This is a genomic window from Nesterenkonia sp. NBAIMH1 (assembly GCF_007922635.1).
GTDB lineage: Bacteria > Actinomycetota > Actinomycetes > Actinomycetales > Micrococcaceae > Nesterenkonia > Nesterenkonia pannonica.
Genome location: NZ_CP042335.1, coordinates 1,246,188 through 1,262,483, shown reverse-complemented (window position 1 = coordinate 1,262,483; position 16,296 = coordinate 1,246,188). Strand labels below are relative to the sequence as shown.

General features: G+C 66.5%; 13 protein-coding genes and 1 pseudogene. 7 read left to right on the top strand and 7 right to left on the bottom strand.

From position 1 onward, the window contains the following. Window positions 1–274: 274 nt before the first annotated feature. Together FS388_RS05920 and FS388_RS05915 are read right to left on the bottom strand one after the other, a co-directional pair. Window positions 275–925, bottom strand: coding sequence for a hypothetical protein (locus FS388_RS05920; RefSeq protein ID WP_146340577.1), 651 nt, complete (start codon window positions 923–925; stop codon window positions 275–277). Next, window positions 922–1,632 (bottom strand): hypothetical protein, encoded by a 711-nt coding sequence (locus FS388_RS05915; RefSeq protein ID WP_146340576.1) that lies wholly within the window; start codon window positions 1,630–1,632, stop codon window positions 922–924. The genes FS388_RS05920 and FS388_RS05915 overlap by 4 nt, the downstream gene beginning before the upstream one ends. Before the next feature lie 300 nt (window positions 1,633–1,932). Between FS388_RS05915 and FS388_RS05910 the strand changes: the two genes are divergently transcribed. The 3 genes from FS388_RS05910 to FS388_RS05900 are packed head-to-tail and all read left to right on the top strand — an operon-like array spanning window position 1,933 to window position 4,682. Continuing rightward, window positions 1,933–2,763, top strand: coding sequence for a UbiA family prenyltransferase (locus FS388_RS05910; RefSeq protein ID WP_246836319.1), 831 nt, complete (start codon window positions 1,933–1,935; stop codon window positions 2,761–2,763). Beyond that, window positions 2,760–4,199, top strand: a complete 1,440-nt coding sequence (locus FS388_RS05905; RefSeq protein ID WP_146340574.1) for an NAD(P)/FAD-dependent oxidoreductase — start codon at window positions 2,760–2,762, stop codon at window positions 4,197–4,199. The genes FS388_RS05910 and FS388_RS05905 overlap by 4 nt, the downstream gene beginning before the upstream one ends. 39 nt (window positions 4,200–4,238) lie before the next feature. Then, window positions 4,239–4,682, top strand: coding sequence for a hypothetical protein (locus FS388_RS05900; protein ID WP_146340573.1), 444 nt, complete (start codon window positions 4,239–4,241; stop codon window positions 4,680–4,682). Here FS388_RS05900 and FS388_RS05895 read toward each other — a convergent pair whose 3' ends face one another. Then, window positions 4,683–5,786, bottom strand: coding sequence for an alanine racemase (locus FS388_RS05895; RefSeq protein WP_146340572.1), 1,104 nt, complete (start codon window positions 5,784–5,786; stop codon window positions 4,683–4,685). It lies immediately after the preceding gene. A 188-nt stretch (window positions 5,787–5,974) separates the two neighbouring features. On the opposite strand from FS388_RS05895, the pseudogene FS388_RS05890 reads away from it, so the two are divergent. Continuing rightward, window positions 5,975–9,427 (top strand): annotated as a pseudogene (locus FS388_RS05890) (pyruvate carboxylase). Between the two features lie 17 nt (window positions 9,428–9,444). On the opposite strand, the gene FS388_RS05885 reads toward FS388_RS05890, so the two are convergent. The 4 genes from FS388_RS05885 to FS388_RS05870 form a co-directional block, all read right to left on the bottom strand. Next, window positions 9,445–10,224: a MerR family transcriptional regulator gene (locus FS388_RS05885; RefSeq protein WP_146340571.1), complete on the bottom strand. Its 780-nt coding sequence runs from the start codon at window positions 10,222–10,224 to the stop codon at window positions 9,445–9,447. Beyond that, entirely contained in the window at window positions 10,217–11,467 is a 1,251-nt protein-coding gene (locus FS388_RS05880; RefSeq protein ID WP_146340570.1) for an MFS transporter, read from the bottom strand. Before FS388_RS05880 ends, FS388_RS05885 begins: the two co-directional genes overlap by 8 nt. A 239-nt stretch (window positions 11,468–11,706) precedes the next feature. After that, window positions 11,707–12,684 carry a serine hydrolase gene (locus tag FS388_RS05875; RefSeq protein WP_146340569.1) on the bottom strand — a complete coding sequence of 326 codons (978 nt, stop codon included), beginning with the start codon at window positions 12,682–12,684 and terminating at the stop codon, window positions 11,707–11,709. After that, window positions 12,647–13,597 carry a LysR family transcriptional regulator gene (locus tag FS388_RS05870; RefSeq protein ID WP_256369564.1) on the bottom strand — a complete coding sequence of 317 codons (951 nt, stop codon included), beginning with the start codon at window positions 13,595–13,597 and terminating at the stop codon, window positions 12,647–12,649. The genes FS388_RS05875 and FS388_RS05870 overlap by 38 nt, the downstream gene beginning before the upstream one ends. A gap of 129 nt (window positions 13,598–13,726) precedes the next feature. Between FS388_RS05870 and bla the strand changes: the two genes are divergently transcribed. The 3 genes from bla (at window position 13,727) to FS388_RS05855 (ending at window position 16,281) form a co-directional block, all read left to right on the top strand. Continuing rightward, window positions 13,727–14,635, top strand: a complete 909-nt coding sequence (bla, locus tag FS388_RS05865) for a class A beta-lactamase (RefSeq protein WP_146340567.1) — start codon at window positions 13,727–13,729, stop codon at window positions 14,633–14,635. Window positions 14,636–14,764: 129 nt separating this feature from the next. Beyond that, window positions 14,765–15,223: a hypothetical protein gene (locus tag FS388_RS05860; RefSeq protein WP_146340566.1), complete on the top strand. Its 459-nt coding sequence runs from the start codon at window positions 14,765–14,767 to the stop codon at window positions 15,221–15,223. Further along, on the top strand, window positions 15,220–16,281 hold the full coding sequence (locus tag FS388_RS05855) for a YdcF family protein (protein WP_146340565.1): 1,062 nt from the start codon (window positions 15,220–15,222) through the stop codon (window positions 16,279–16,281). The genes FS388_RS05860 and FS388_RS05855 overlap by 4 nt, the downstream gene beginning before the upstream one ends. Window positions 16,282–16,296 lie beyond the last annotated feature (15 nt).

Below are 16,296 nucleotides of genomic sequence, written 5' to 3'. Positions count from 1 at the left end.
CCGTCTCCGACGGGGTCGGCTCCTCCTCCGGCTCAGTTGGAGCGATCACACCGCTGCCCCGGACCGATGCAGTGGCGATGTGCACCGTCGCGGCCATCTCCTCGGACGCCGGCTCGACATTGAGGGACCTGGTCGTGGGTTCCTCGTTCTGCATCTCGGGAATTGGACCGTCAGGGCGCGAGCCGTTGAGAAATCGTCAGTGCTGGCCCCTGGGTCGCGTGGGAGGCGCTGACTGCGACGGTGTCTGCCATGACGTCGACGATCGGCTGCGCGATCATCTCCGCCACGGAAAAGTCGGTCTCGAGATAGTCGACCATATCGGCCAGCAACGCGTTCTCGATCTCGCACCGTACGCGATAGCTCTCCCGACCTCTTCCTCGGAGGTGAGCGATGATCCGCCAGAAGGCTGATTCGACTGCAGGTCGATGAACTCTTCCCAGCGTGGCTGGTCAGTCACCTCGATGTCCGTCGCACACTGTTCGGCGCCACCAGCGGTGGGGTCGGCGCTGATGCGTGCGACGACTGCTCCATTCCAGGTGACGGTGTCCTCTGTGTGGTGCTCAGATGCATACGTGGTGAGCTGCTCGCGCGCGAACTGGTCCACAGACCTCATCAGAATGTTTCTAACCGTGCTGTCCGAGGGCTCGCCCAGAATCTCTTGCGCTGGGCCTGGGTCGTTGCTGCCTGACAGTGAGGGAACAGTGATCTGTGCTTGGCCTGCGCTGAAGTCGATGGCTGCCACGTCATTGGAGAACGTGGATCCGAACTCCGGCAGATTCTGTTGCACGTCGAAACCAGAGCCGGCTGGGATCGAGAAGAAGGAGGGAAACTCACTCGGGGACTCCACGTTGGCCTCCACCGCGGCGAGAGAAGCAGCGACCACCTGCGGCAGAAGAGGACTCTGGAGTTGGACATGGATATTCATAGGGAGCTCTCCAGCTCTGGCCCGTCCTCGTCGAGGCGAGCGGAGGAGCTGATGCTGTCGACGCTCAGCTGAAGTTCACTGACCACTGGGGCTCCAGGGCTCGGCTCCACGGCCCACCATGGAGCCTCCCAAGGCTCATCGAAAGGCTCGCTGTAAGCCTGGGCATCGGGATCCGATCGAAAGCAGCTCAATGGGCTCATCGTCACCCGGGAAGGCAGGTACTCTCCCATGCGGTTTCCCGGAACCAGCATCAGTCGCGACGTGACATCCACTTCCACCGCAGGTGCTTCAGGGTCGGACTCGGACGGCGTGATGCCCTGGGCGGTGGCCAGCGCGTACCCGTTCTCTTCGGTCAGCGCGCGCTCCTCACCGGGCGCGAGCCGAACATAGCCTTGGGGTCCGAGGATCGGGTGCCCGTCGTCGATCGTGGCCGAGGCCCACGGCGTTTCGTTGGGAAGCACGGTGCGGGAGTCATCACCCGGGCTCTCACGTGACGTCCCCTCGTCGAGAGCCTGGGAGGATTCCCCAGAGCCGGTCTCGACCGAGACCCACTGGCTGAGCGCCTGTGCCCAGGGCTGTGGCTCCTCGTCGTCGGGTGGGGTCGGTGCCGGGACTGCGGCCGAGAGCGTTGCCGAGGCTGTCAGCGTGCTCAGGGCCACGACGGCGGCAGCTGCCGCCGTCCAGCCACGAGACCAGCGTCCTGTCATGAATCTTTGCACTGTGTCTGCACCTCTCCGCCGCGGCCGATCATTCCGACAAGAGGACAATACAGGTTTTGAGGAGGAAAAATTCGGCCAACACCCAGTTTTATGGCAGCCGATGCAATCCCGAATTCCACCTGACGTAGCATGGCCAGCATGGGCCCCGCCGCCGTCAGCGACCGGACGCCACCGGTTCAGGAAGCTGGCGAGACCAGGCACATGCGACATTCAGAAGCAGCCGTTTCACGAGGCGGAAGGGACTCCACCGTCGAATCTCATGCGGGCGCACAGCCCGTCCTGCAGCGCATGGTGCACATTTCGCGGCCCGTTCTGTGGGTCAACACCATCGGTCCCGCGGTCCTGGCCATGTGGCTGGCCGGTCACCTGTGGGACTGGGGTGCCCTGGCGCTGCTCCTCTGGCTGACGCTTCCGTTCAACCTCCTCATCTACGGCGTCAACGACATCTTCGACCAAGACACGGACGCGCTGAACCCGCGCAAGGGCACCCTCGAAGGGGCCCGCATCGTGTCGGGCGAGGTGCGGCCGATCTGGGTGGGCGTCCTGGTCACCAACATCCCGTTCCTGGCGTACTTCCTGTGGACGCTTCCCGCTGATGCGCTGCTGTGGATGGGGCTCTACCTGCTCATCTTCATCTTCTACTCCGCACCGCCCCTGCGGTTCAAGGCCCGTGCCTACCTGGACTCCCTCAGCAACGCCGCCTATGCCTTTCCGATGGTGTTCGTGCCCATGGCGCTGGGAACCAGCCCGGTCTGGGCGGCTGCTCTGGCACTGATGGCATGGAGCGCGGCCAAGCACACTTTCGACGCAGTCCAGGACATCGATGAGGACGAGGCCGCCGGCATTGTCACCACGGCCGTTCGGCTGGGCGTGCGCGGAGTGGTGCTCTGGAGCGGCATCTGGTGGGCGGTGTCCACCGTCGGCTTTGCGCTGGTCAACCTTCCGGTGGCGGTGGTGAACGCGCTCATCAGCGGGTGGCTGCTCTACAGGCTGTTCCGATCTCCCTCCGTCGACACCGCCCACGGCCTCTACCGATACTCCATTGCCTTTCCCTACGTGGCAGGGGCAGTGGCGGGCGTTCAGCTGGCTGCCGCGCTCCTTCTGGGGTGGTACCCATGAGCCGCATCGCAGTGATCGGCGGGGGAGTGGGCGGCCTCACGGCAGCGGTGCTCTCCGCCTGGGCGGGGCATTCGGTCACCCTGCTGGAAGCAGCTCCCACTCTGGGCGGCAAAAGCCACCGGATCGAGGTGGGCGGCCAGCGCGTCGACACCGGACCATCCCTGTTCACCTTTCCGGCCGTGTGGCAGGAGCTGCTGCGCCGCCTGGACAGCTCCAGCGGGAACACGGCCGCGCCGGCTGAGGAGACCGCGGGGCTGCATCTTGAACAGCTGACGGAGGTGGGTCAGTACTACTTCCGCGGGCAGGCCTGTTCCCTTCCGGTCCCGCCGGGGCACCCCTGGCACCCCGCGTGGGAGCGGTTCGTGGAGATGCACGGGCCGATCGGCCCCGACGTCACCCAACTGCTGACCACTGCGGTCATGGATCCCGCCGCGCGTCCTTCACTGGCCCGCCTAGGGAGCCTGTACGGGCGTCGGCTGACCACCCGCAGCTACCTCGACAGTCTCACCTGGATGCCCGAGGGCCTCCGCGAGGTGATCGCCATCCACACGCTCAATGCGGGGGTGGGCCCATCCCGCACGCCAGCCCTCTACGCCAGCATGCCGGCGGTGATGGCCGAAGAGGGAGTGTGGGTGCCGCAGGGCGGCATATATGAACTCATACGAGCCCTGGAGCGGCTGGCGCGTGCCGCGGGGGTGGATATCCGGCTCGACGAGCCGGTCCTGCGCGTGAAGCGCGGCGAGGTGGAGACCGCGCAGCAGGTGCACCGGGCGGATGCCGTGGTCAGCGGCCTGGATGCTCACCGCCTCGGGGGGCTGCTGAACGATCGCGCACCGCGTCCGCCGCGGAAGCTGTCCTGCTCAGCGATTGCGGTGTACTCCTCGCTCAAGCGGCCCCTGCCGGAGGGCATGCCGCGGCACAGTGTGGTGCTGCCCGACGACCCGTCGGAGCTCTACGCAAGCTTGGAGGCTCAGCTTGAGCCCGACCAGACCATGGCGTTCCTGAACTACTATCCGCAGTCGGATCCCGGTCCGAATACTGCGGATACGCTCGCGGTGCTGCTGACCTCGCCCTCGAACGGACGGCGCTACGACCTGGACAGCGAATTCGTCGACCGGGAGCTCCGGCGCGTGTGGAGCACGGTGGGACTGCCCGAAGGGTTCGACGCGTTTGCCGCAGAGACGACCATCTTGGACCCGGAGCACTTCAGCCGCGCCGGCTCCTCCGGGGGCGCGCTCTATGGGCCGATTCGGCCTCTGTGGATGAGCGGGCCCATGCACCGCCCCTCGCATCGCAGCCTGACGAGGCCGTGGCTGTGGCGCGTCGGCGCCTCAGTCCACCCTGGAGGCGGCCTGCCGGCCGTGATGGGCGGGGCCATGATCACAACGCACGGGCTGCTCCGCGCACTGGGTCCGGCTGAGCGCACTGGCCGCTGAGGCCGCGCTCTGACGCGGGGCGTGTGAGACGGTGATTCTATGCGCACCCGGAATGCCCTCATCACGCCGGGCCTGATGGCTCTGGTCCCCGTGCTTCTCCTCGCGACGTCCTGCGGTGAGGACTCTGCCGCCACCACGTTCGATGGTGTGGAGGACCTCATCTCGTCGATGGAGGACGAAGGTCTGGAGTGCGGCGTCATGGACGGAACAACGCTTGGGGACGGTGCGAACGAGGCGGGTGAGCAGGTGATGTGCGTGGAGGGTCACACGCTCATGGTGTGGGATGAGGACGCCGACCTCGACACCGAATCCAGCGACGATGACCCACTGGTTCAGGGCATGGAGGAGCAGGGAACGATTGAGCATCTTCGCGGGGAGAACTGGCACATCATGTCCATCGACGATGAGGTTCTGGACGAGTTGGAGGACAGCTTCGGCGGTGTCCGCGACGAAGAGGGCTTCCCGAACTTCGCCGTGGACTGATTACTTGTTGCGCCCGCGGGCGGCAACGCGCCACCGGTCGATGATGGTGCCGTCCGCTGTCACGGTGACTTCGTCGACGAGGTTCATGGCGAGGCACACGTGGTTGGGGATGACCCGCAGGCGCTCACCCAATGCGGGCAGGGTCACGTCGGGTGGCCATACGACGGTGGCATGATGCTCCGAGAGCGCAGTGATGCGGGCGTCGAGGTGTTCCATCACCCTGCCGAAGCCCGTTGCCCACGCTGGTCGGTCGCTGCCCAGAATCTTGCTGCCCGCATCGAGGATCACTCGTCGCGGCATGCCGTCGGTGCCCTCATGCCGGCTGACAACTGTGGCCGCGACGGTCAGCGCAATGTCCTCCGGCGTGCACCGTTCCAATTCGAGCTGCTGGGCGTCACCGAACACATAAACACCGGGTCTGACCTCTGTGACGAGGGAGGGGCCCGTCAGGGTGGCCGTGGGCGTGGACCCTCCGCTGAGACGCTCCACATGGAACCCCGCGTTGGTGAGCAGGTTCGAGGCTGCGGCGAGAGCGGCCTCCTCCTGCTCTGCAGCCTTGATCGGCATACCGGGCGCATAGCTGTGGCCGGGGAACGTGAAGATGCCCGCCACGTGCAGCCCGGCGGCCGCGGCTGATTCGGCAACGGCAACGGCGGCTTCCGGCGCGATCCCGCTGCGATGGTGGCCGCTGTCGATCTCCAAAAGGACGTCCATCTGGCCGGCGTCGGCTCCCATGGACTGCGCCATCATCTCCGCTGCCTCTGGGGAGTCCACTCCGACAGCAAGGCGGATGTCGGCGTGCAGCAGACGTCGCAGTCGTTCGGCCTTCTGAGGTCCGACCCACAAGGGATACGCGATGAACACGTCGTCTGCGCCGTGCTCCGCGAAGACTTCGGCTTCTCCAACGGTTGCGACGGTGAGGCCGACAGCCCCAGCTGAAAGCTGCAGGGCTGCTATCTCCGGCACCTTGTGCGTCTTGGCGTGAGGCCGAAGATCCAGCCCTTTGGTGCGGACCGTGGCGGCCATGCGGTCGATATTGCGCACCAGCACGTCCCTGTCGATCAGGATTTCTGGTGTGTCGATGCTTTCAGGGATCAGGTGCATGCGGTTCCTTCCCTCTGCGCCGGCCGCAGCCTGTCAGCGGCTGCCTGGTCGGAGTCTAACGGCGAGATTCCACGTCCTCAGAGGATCAGCCCCCGGCGTGGGCATAGCTGATAGCCCCAGCCCGGTACTATCACCCCAACGTCGCCACAATGACGTGGCGGCGCCATCACGTAAGGGAGACCGCAGTCATGTTCTCGAAGATCCTTGTCGCCAATCGCGGAGAGATCGCCATCCGGGCCCTGCGCGCCGGCGTCGAACTCGGGGCTCGCACCGTCGCCGTGTATCCGCACGAGGACCGCAACTCCTTCCACCGCCAGAAGTCAGACGAGGCCTACCGGATCGGCGAAGAGGGCCACGCGGTTCGCGCCTACCTGAACATCGAGGAGATCATCCGCGTCGCCAAGGACGCCGAGGTGGACGCCATCTACCCCGGCTACGGCTTCCTCTCCGAGAACCCCGACCTGGCCCGCGCCTGCGAAGCCGCCGGCATCACATTCATCGGCCCGCCCGCCGACGTCCTGCAATCCACCGGAGACAAGGTTAAAGCTCTCCGGGCCGCCAAGGAAGCCGGCGTGCCGGTCCTGCAGAGCTCCGAACCCTCCACCGACACCCAGAAGCTGACCCGCGCCGCCGAGGAGATCGGCTTCCCCATCTTCGTCAAGGCTGTCGCCGGCGGCGGCGGTCGCGGCATGCGCCGGGTGGACAGGCGCGAAGACCTCGCCGAAGCGTTGCGTTCGGCCATGCACGAAGCCGAGACGGCCTTCGGCAACGCCACCGTCTTCCTGGAGCAGGCCGTCATCCGCCCCCGCCACATCGAGGTCCAGATCCTCGCCGACGCAGAGGGCGACGTGGTCCACCTCTTCGAGCGCGACTGCTCGCTGCAGCGCCGCTACCAGAAGGTCGTCGAGATCGCCCCCGCCCCCCAGCTGGACGAGGGCATCCGGCAGGCGCTGCACCGGGACGCCGTCGCCTTCGCCAAAGCCATGGACTACCGCAACGCCGGCACCGTGGAGTTCCTCGTGGACACCGCCGGAGAGCGCGCCGGGCAGCACGTGTTCATCGAGATGAACCCACGCATCCAGGTCGAGCACACGGTCACCGAGGAGATCACCGACATCGACCTGGTCGCAGCGCAGATGCGCATCGCCGCGGGGGAGACCCTCGAGGACCTCGACATCCGCCAGGAGGACCTGCGCGTCCGCGGATCCGCCATGCAGTGCCGGATCACCACCGAAGACCCCGCCAATGACTTCCGCCCCGACATCGGCACCGTCACCGTCTACCGCTCCGCCGGCGGCTCCGGCATCCGGCTCGACGGCGGCACGATCTACACCGGCGCAGAGATCAGCCCCCACTTCGACTCGATGCTGGTGAAGCTCACTGCCCGCGGCCGCGACCACCAGACCGCCATCGCCCGGGCCCGCCGCGCTCTCTCGGAGTTCCGCATCCGCGGCGTCGCCACCAACATCCCGTTCCTGCTCAACGTGCTGGACTCAGAGGAGTTCATCGCCGGGGACGTCGCTACTGACTTCATCGACGCCCACCCCGAGCTGGCCACGATCAACCGCTCCCAGGACCGCGGATCCAAAGCCCTGCAGTACCTGGCGGACATCACGGTCAACCAGCCCCACGGCCCGCGGGTCGAAGGGATCGATCCGCGGGACAAGCTTCCGCGCTTCCCCGGGGACAAGACCGACGAACCGGACCGGAGCCCGTTCGACGGCCCCTCAGATCACCCCAAGCCGGATGGGTGGCGCCAGGTGCTCCTCGCCGAGGGTCCGGAAGGCTTCGCCAAGAGGCTGCGTGAGCAGACCGCCCTCGCCGTCACCGACACCACCTTCCGCGATGCCCACCAGTCGCTGCTCGCCACCCGGGTGCGCACCCGTGACCTGCTGGCGGCCGCCCCCGCCGTCGCGCACGTGACCCCGGGGCTGCTCTCCGCGGAGGCCTGGGGCGGCGCCACCTAGGACGTCGCGCTGCGGTTCCTCTCTGAGGATCCCTGGGATCGGCTGCGCCTGCTGCGCGCGGAGCTGCCGAACATCCCGATCCAGATGCTGCTGCGGGGGCGCAACACGGTGGGATACACGCCCTACCCCCTTGAGGTGACCGACGCCTTCGTGGCTGAGGCGGCCGCCACGGGGGTGGACATCTTCCGGATCTTCGACGCGCTCAATGATGCGGACCAGATCATCCCGGCCATCGAGGCGGTCCGCAGGACCGGCACCGCGGTGGCCGAGGCCGCCCTCTGCTACACCGGCAACCTCTCCGATCCGGACGAGAACCTCTACACCCTGGACTACTACCTCGGCCTGGCCGAGCAGCTGGTCGACGCCGGCGCTCACATCCTCGCGATCAAGGATATGGCCGGCCTGCTGCGGCCTGCCGCCGCGAAGACCCTGGTCACCGCGCTGCGGGAGCGCTTCGAGGTGCCCGTGCACCTGCACACCCATGACACCTCCGGCGGGCAGCTGGCTACGCTGCTGGCCGCCGCAGAGGCCGGAGTCGACGCCGTGGACGTGGCGGTGGCCTCCATGGCCGCGACCACGTCCCAGCCGCCTGCCTCCGCGCTGGTCGCCGCTCTGGAGCACACCGAGCGCGACACGGGGCTCGGCCTGGAAGCGGTCGCCTCGATGGAGCCCTACTGGGAGGCCGTGCGTTCGATCTACACGCCGTTCGAGTCGGGGCTCCCCAGCCCCACCGGCCGGGTCTACCGGCACGAGATCCCGGGCGGGCAGCTGTCCAACCTGCGCCAGCAGGCCATCGCCTTGGGCCTGGGGGAGCGGTTCGAGAGCATCGAGGACATGTACCACGCGGCTGACACCATGCTGGGACGGCTGGTGAAGGTCACCCCGTCGTCGAAGGTGGTCGGTGACTTGGCGCTGCAGCTGGTCGGCATGGACGCGGACCCGAATGAGTTCGAAGCCGACCCGCAGAGCTTCGACCTGCCCGATTCGGTGATCCAGTTCCTCGCCGGGCAGCTCGGGGATCCGCCGGGCGGCTGGCCCGAGCCGTTCCGCACCAAGGCGCTGGAGGGCCGCACGGTCAAGCCTCTGGATCAGGAGCTCAGCGAAGAGGACTCGAAGGCGTTGGCCTCAGAGGACGCCGCGGAGCGGCGCCGCACACTGAACCGGCTGCTGTTCCCGGGACCGACCAAGGACTTCGAGGCCGCCCGGGAGAAGTACGGCGATGTCCAGGTTCTGCATACGCGTGACTTCCTCTACGGGATGCGCACCGGCTACGAGCACGTCATCTCCCTCGGCAAGGGTGTACGGCTGCTCGTCACGCTGCAGACCATCTCGGAACCTGATGCCAAGGGTGTGCGGACCGTCATGTGCACTCTCAACGGTCAGGCCCGCCAGGTCGGTGCCCGGGACGACTCCGTGGAGGCCACGGTCGCGGCGGCAGAGAAGGCGGACTCGTCCGACCAGGGCCACGTGGCGGCCCCCTTCGCCGGGGCGGTCACGCTGACGGTCGAGGAGGGGGACACGGTTGAGGCTGGGCAGAACGTGGCCACCATCGAGGCGATGAAGATGGAGGCTGGGATCACCGCCCACGTCGCAGGCACGGTGACCCGGGCGGTGATCGACGGTGTGCAGCGGGTCGACGCCGGTGACCTGCTCCTCGTCGTCAGTGAGAGCTGAGGAGCCTGACTCTCGGCTCACGTGTCGGGAGGCGCGGACGTCCCGTCATGCCGGGCCTCGAGGGCGGACCGCACCGTGTCCAGGACGGCCCGCTGGCCGGAGCTGAGATAGTCCGTCGTGTGCTGACTGAACCACGCGTCCGGCGGGGCAGGGAGCTCGGGCGCGTCCTGGGCGGCGAGTTCAGCCACGACAGGCAGGAACAGCTCAGTGATCTGCTCAGCGAGAGCCATGATCTCTTCACGCGACGCGTCGTCGTCAAGGTCCGCCCACGCTGTCATCGCAGCCGCGGCGGCCGAGGCCCGGTGCGGGTGGCTGAGCAGCTCATAGATCGCGGTCAGGTAGCCCTGGCCCTGGCTGCCCATCAGATGCATCAGCAGCAGAGTGTGGTCGCGATCGACGGCTGCTGCGCTTCCCGTCAGGCCAGAGCGGAGCAGGAGATGGTGGAATGACGCGATCTGAGGGGGAAGATCCGGCAGCGCCTCGTACTGTCTGAGATGAGCGAGAAGCTCTCGCTGGTGAGTGAGACGGTCGATCTGCGATGCGAACTCTGCGTCCAGGGCGTCGAACACCTCAGCGGGCGGCGGTTCGGTTCCCTCGAGCATGGTGGAGATCTGCGGCAGTGAGAATCCCAGATCGGCCAGGCGGCGAATGCGGAGGACTGTGACCAGCGCATGGGTGCCGTAGTCCCGGTATCCGTTGCTTGACCGCTCCGGCTCCTCCAGCAGGCCGATCTGGTGGTAGTGCCGCAGTGCCCGCACGGTGATGCCGGCCAGGCTGGCGAGTTCGCTGCTACGCATCACGCATCATCTCTTGATCCTGTCCGGCGGGGGCGGGCTTCTCCAGGTTACGCATCGACCTGGCGCCCAGTGCCACCAACAGCCCGGTCGCCCACAATGATGCGAGCAGCACGAGTGCTGTGTGAAGCCCCAAGAACTCCGTCATGATCCCGGCCAGGAAGATCCCTAAGGGTGAGGCTGCGGTGACGAAGGTGTTCTGGGTGCCCAGGACCCGTCCGCGCTTGTCCTCGGGGATGCGTTCGATGGAGAGCACCCCCACGAGGGCTCCGAAGAGCCCGACGGAGAAGCCGAGGACGAACGCCCCGGCGAAGAGCACCCACACCGACATCAGTGTGGCCACGATCGCCAGGCCGAGCACGCTGCCCAGCGAGCCCGTGACGAACCATGCACGACGAGATCCTCGTGCTCCGGCAGCGGCGTAGATTCCTCCGCCGGCCAGTGACCCGGCGGCGATGGCGCTCATGACAAGACCAAGCAGACCTGGGCGATCGATCTCGGTGAAGTAGAGCGGAAGGATGATGCCTTGGAGCCCTCCGATGGCGATGACTGCCGATGTGGTCAGGATCGTGGTGACGAGCACGAACCTGTTGCGGATCATCTCGGCCCACCCTTCTCGCAGCTGCGCCCAGACGCGGCGGACTGGGGCCCCGCTCGTCGTGGTTGTTCGGTCGAGTGCTCCCACGCGGTGGGGAATCAGCAGGGTCAGCAGCGCCGCGGCCAGTGAGGTGCTGGCTGTGACCCACAGGGCTGTGGTGCCGTCCCACATGGTGAGCATGAACCCGGCGGCTGCGGGGCCGACGAGGATCGCGACCGCGCCGAGGGCTTCGCGGGTTCCTGTGATGCGTTCCGCAGAGATCCCGCCGCTGCGGATGACGGCAGGGAGCAGTGCTTCGCGTGCGGTGATCCCTGGCACGTCTCCGATGGCGCCGATGATTCCGAACAGGACGAACCAGCCGACAGAGAGCCCGGTGATCATGTCGATGACGGGGAGGGCGCCCATGGCGAGGGCGGAGATGAGGTCGGTGAGGACTGATGAGGTGCGTCGGTTGATCCGGTCGATGACGAGGCCCATGAAGATGCCGGCGAGGACGGCGGGGATGATCGTGGCGGCTGCGACGGTGCCTGCTGCGAGGGCGCTTCCGGTGGTCTGCAGGACGATCAGCGGCAGCACGATGGCGGCGATGGAGTTCCCCAGCGCGGAGAGTGTGTAGGAGGCCAGGTACGCGACGGGGAGGAATCTCATGGGATGAGCTAAAACTATGACGCCGCGTCGGGGTCAACAGGATCGGTCCGGCAGCGGAATCAGCGACAGCAGCGCCGTGAGCGTGGAGGTGCCGAGAACGATCCCGGACCGCCTCACCTGTTCTGATCGTGACGCAGACCGTTTCCTTGGGTTCTCGGCCGCTCTATCTGTCTAAGGTCATCCTCCGACCGGAGGCGGGACCGCTCGAAATCAGTCACACCGCGAGGCTCGGGCAGCTGTCAGCGTGACGTTCGGCTGAAGGCGTGGCTGCCGGATCGCAGGTGATCATGGAGCTGACGCGCCACACCGGCCATCACAGCCTCAGCTCCGGGTTGGACGGATGCGGCCACGCGAGATTCCGTCAGAGCCGCAACAGCGATGACTGATCCGTCGGCGTGCTCTACGGCACCGATCTCATGACGCAGGTTGAGCTGAGTCCCGGTCTTCGACGACCATCGGCTCGCATCGGAGGCGAAGTCGGGAGCCAGCCGGTGCCGGTGCACATTCGCGCTCATCAGACTGCGAAGACGTTCCGAGACCCAGGGGTCGATCGATGATTGGCCCCGTGAGAGGCGGGTCTCTGTGGGCGAGAGGGCCGTCCAGACGACGTCGAGCAGATCCACCAGGCCACGTGCGGTGCCGGCATTCGTCCGGCTGAGATCAAACTGCTCCAGCCGGTGGCCACCGCCGGAGGTGCTTCTTTCGATGGCCAGGGAGTGCGCGAGGTCAGTGTCATGGGGTGCCAGCGTCTCCGCGGGCGTCTGGGTCAGTGCGGTGAGGGTGTCACGCACGATGATGGAGCTGAGATCCCACTGCGCGAGGAGGGCGCTCACCTCGGCTGGAGGGATCAGTTGGAACAGGGCATCAGCTGCCGCGTTGTCGCTGAGCGTGACTGCGAGCAGGAGCGCGTCTTCGACTGCGATGTCAGCGACATGCTGAAAGCGAGTGATTCCTGTGGGACCAGCCGTCGAGATGCGCCCCGGTGGGATCTGAAGTCTGCTGGCCGGATCGAGTGCTCCACGCCGAATGTTCTCCAGAACAGCCAGTGCGAGCGGCACTTTCACCAGCGACGCCAACGGCATCAGCCGGTCGGCGTCTATGCCGATCTCCTCACCGGTGGCGAGGTCCCTCACAACGTAGGAGCCGACCAACCCCGCCTGTTCGAGTTGGTCGCGCAGATCATCGATCAGTTCCGCGAGAGCGGGTTCCTCGTTCATAGCCATCCTGTGCATATACGTCCTGGATCGGGGAGCTCGTGCGATCAGCTCCAAGAGCGCGGCCGATGGGTGCGTGCAGCGCGTCGGCGAGCTCTGCGGCGCCGCTGCCCGATACGCCTCGCAGGGCGTAGGAGCGTTTGAAGCCGGAGAGGGCGATGGCCCGCCAGTGGAGCCCGAACTCGTCCGCCTGCTGCGCGGAGCACACCAGCATGTCATCCCCGCTGTACGTCTCGGTGAGCGCATTGGTCAGGGTCGTTGCGATCTGCACCTGAGTCGGAGCCAGGCCGGCCGCGTCGCGAAGGTGGAGAAGGCGGTCGCGGACCGTCGGCACATCATCCTCAGGCTGCAGCCATAGGCGGCGGGCCACCCCTGCAGGCTTGTGCCGTCGGCCCCTGAGCGTATCGAGATGCAGGGGGTGGGTGCCTTCATTCCACACCGTGGCCACCCCCAGCGGAACCGTCCAGCTCGCTTCGTCCTCCGCAGCCGCAATGAGCGCGGTCTCGACGTCATGGGTGCGCAGCTGTTCGACCCGCTCAGCCGGCTCGGCCTGAGACAGGTGCAGCACCACGTCTGCTTCTCTGCCCGCCCTGCCGAGCTCTGCGAGGTCCCTGACCGCGCACGCGCTCGGGACCGCACACCGCAGGGGTGCCGCGCGGGCCTGAGCCGCGTCGCGTCGCAACGCGTCAGCACGTTCCACGAGCCGACGCGCCCGCGGCAGCAGTCTGGCCCCGAACGGCGTCAGCGTGGCACGACGGCCTGAGCGGTCAATCAGCCGAGCTCCGAGCTCATGCTCCAGTGCGGCGACTCGTCTGCTCGCCACCGATTGGGGGATTTGTGCCGCAGAGGCACCGATCGTGAAGCTGCCCATGTCACTGACGCTGACGAACGCGCGACAAGCGCCCAAGAAGTCCACCCGCTCATGCTATGCCGATTCAGCATCATCATGACGATCTCGTGCTTGGACTGCATAGACAGCGGTTCTGCACTCTAGGGACACCACTCATTCAGACCCGACGATCAGCGCACCGCGCAAGGAGATTGCATGCACTCGACCCACCACCGGGGCCTCAGAGCCCTCGGCTTGACCCTCCCTCTGGTGCTGCTCACCGCAGCATGCTCTGCCGCTGAGCCGGACACTGCACCCTCAGCACCTCCGTCTCCCGAAGAGTCGGCCGTCGCGGAGAGCTTCGAGGAGCTTGAGTCGCGCTATGACGCCAGGCTCGGCGTCTACGCGGTGGATACAGGGACCGGTGACGAGGTGGCGTGGCGTGATGAGGAGCGGTTCGCATACACCTCCACGATCAAGGCCATCGCCGCGGGGGCGCTCCTTGATCAGGTGGGCCTCGAGGGGCTCGAGACTGAAGTTCCGATCCAGGAGAGCGATATGGTGCCTCACGCCCCCGTCACCGAGAATCATGTCGGTCAGACGCTCACGCTCGGGGAGATCGCCGAGGCCGCAGTGACCGTGAGTGACAACCCGGCTGCGAACTATCTCTTCGACGAGTTCGGCGGCCCAGCCGAGTTCGATGCAGTCCTGGAGGAGCTGGGCGACGACGTCACGGAGGTGGTGCGCCGCGAACCTGATCTCAACGAAGCGGCCCCCGGTGATGACCGAGACACCACCACGCCACGTGCAATCTCAGAGAATCTGCAGGAGTACCTCTTCGGCACGACCTTGAATGACGAGGAGAAGTCCCAGCTCCGCCAGTGGATGATCGACAGCGAAACCGGAGACACCCTGATCCGCGCTGATCTTCCCTCGGAGTGGACCATCGGAGACAAATCTGGAGGCGGGGGCTACGGGAGCCGGGGCAATATCGCGGCGATCTGGCCCGCCGAAGGTGATCCCATCGTGATCGCGGTCCTGTCGTCACGTGACGAGCCGGACGCTGAGCACGATGACCGGCTCATCGCTGAAGCAGCCGAGGCGGCTGTCTCCGACCTTCGCTGACGCACGGATCTCATACTCCAGGAGGAGAGAAGAAGTCCTACTCAGGGGTGTTCCTCGGCGTCTGCCCCTCTCATAGCCTCGATGCAGTCAGTAGTTGCACGGCCCTGCATACGCGTTGAGGAGAATGAGATGACCGAAACAATGAACCATGCGGACACGGGTCTGAAAGCCGCCGGCAAGGCACGATCGGCGGGGTCCCTCGGTGCTGTTGGACTGGCTCTTGGTCTGGTGCTCAGCGGCTGCGGGTTCTTCGAGGAGTCACGCGCGGTGACCTACGAGGTCGAGACCGTGTCAGGGGATCCCGGTGCTGAGAACCTGCTGGTCGAATACCTCGGGCGTGAGTCTGGAATGAGCAGCCAGGAGACGGTGGGATCCACGGTGACCGACGGCTCAGGGTCGGCACAGTTCGAGACGCTCGGTCGGGTCGATGATGAGGTGTCGGTCTCCGTGTCTGGTGTCCCCGGCGCCGTCCTGAGGTGTGCCGTGATCATTGATGACTCGGAGACGCTGGTGGAGGCGGAGTCGAGCGCTTCTGGTGAAAGTGTGGAGTGCAGCGCCACCGTTCCTGCCCAGGAAGGTCAGGGGTGACACTGGCCTGGCTATGGTGGGCCCTGCTGCTGGTGGGGCTCGGGGCAGCAGGCTGGGGGTGGGTCAGGTACTTCCGCGACGGTCGCCGCCTGGGAGCGTTCGTCCTGGGCACGTTCGGGGCGCTGGCCGCACTGGTTGCTGGGGGATTCCTCGCCCTGGAGCACGGCCACCCGGGAGTGCTCCAGGGCACGGGCCTCGCTGCGTTGGTGATTCTCGTGGCAGGAAATGTTCTCGGCTACCCGGCTCTGACCGTGATCCTCCTGTGGAGCGGGGTGACCGTGCTGCGCCGGGAGAGCCGCTCTCTCGGCAACGCCTTGGCTCTGCTCGGCGGGGCGACGCTGGTTGTTCTGCCCGCCGCATTGCGATGGCTGGAACCCACGGGTGTGGTGCGTGACGATGCGGAGTACTTGATCCGCTATGGGCTGCACCTGGCAGCAACGCTCTTCGTGGGGTACTTCGGATTCTGCTTCTCGGTCTTCCTGGTCGCCTCGCTCCTCTATCGGTGGCGACCGGTCAGGCTCACTCCCGAGGCGGTCGTCGTGCTCGGGGCAGGGCTGGTCAACGAGCAGGTCCCGCCGCTGCTGGCGGGCCGATTGGATCAGGGATGGGAAGCGCAGCGCCGATACGGTGCGCCGCTGCTGATCACCAGCGGAGGCCAGGGCGACGACGAGCCGGTCCCCGAGGGCAGGGCGATGCGTGACTACCTCATCGACCGGGGAGCTGAGCCGGACAGGGTCATCGCGGAGACGGCTTCGAGAAATACTGCGGAGAACCTCGAGCTTTCCCGCGCCCTGCTGTCTGACCCGCATGCCCCGGTGTTGGTGGTGACCAGCAGCTATCACGTGTTCCGGGCCGCTCTCCTGACTCGACAGCTGGGCATGAGAGCTCATGTGATCGGGTCAAGCACAGCCTGGTACTTCCTCCCCAGCGCAGTGATTCGAGAGTTCATCGGGATCCTGCGTGACCAGCTGCGATTCCATGCTGCAGCGGTTGGGGCCATTCTCACCGTCAGTGTCATGGCTGTTGCCTTTGTCGCGGCCATGACTGCACCGCAATAATCGATCGTTCCCGAG

Bases quoted from the DNA above. Each gene is read 5' to 3' on its own strand.
- FS388_RS05920 (WP_146340577.1), bottom strand. From the start codon at position 925: ATGAATATCCATGTCCAACTCCAGAGTCCTCTTCTGCCGCAGGTGGTC.
- FS388_RS05915 (WP_146340576.1), bottom strand. From the start codon at position 1,632: ATGACAGGACGCTGGTCTCGTGGCTGGACGGCGGCAGCTGCCGCCGTC.
- FS388_RS05910 (WP_246836319.1), top strand. From the start codon at position 1,933: ATGGTGCACATTTCGCGGCCCGTTCTGTGGGTCAACACCATCGGTCCC.
- FS388_RS05905 (WP_146340574.1), top strand. From the start codon at position 2,760: ATGAGCCGCATCGCAGTGATCGGCGGGGGAGTGGGCGGCCTCACGGCA.
- FS388_RS05900 (WP_146340573.1), top strand. From the start codon at position 4,239: ATGCGCACCCGGAATGCCCTCATCACGCCGGGCCTGATGGCTCTGGTC.
- FS388_RS05895 (WP_146340572.1), bottom strand. From the start codon at position 5,786: ATGCACCTGATCCCTGAAAGCATCGACACACCAGAAATCCTGATCGAC.
- FS388_RS05885 (WP_146340571.1), bottom strand. From the start codon at position 10,224: ATGCGTAGCAGCGAACTCGCCAGCCTGGCCGGCATCACCGTGCGGGCA.
- FS388_RS05880 (WP_146340570.1), bottom strand. From the start codon at position 11,467: ATGAGATTCCTCCCCGTCGCGTACCTGGCCTCCTACACACTCTCCGCG.
- FS388_RS05875 (WP_146340569.1), bottom strand. From the start codon at position 12,684: ATGAACGAGGAACCCGCTCTCGCGGAACTGATCGATGATCTGCGCGAC.
- bla (WP_146340567.1), top strand. From the start codon at position 13,727: ATGCACTCGACCCACCACCGGGGCCTCAGAGCCCTCGGCTTGACCCTC.
- FS388_RS05860 (WP_146340566.1), top strand. From the start codon at position 14,765: ATGACCGAAACAATGAACCATGCGGACACGGGTCTGAAAGCCGCCGGC.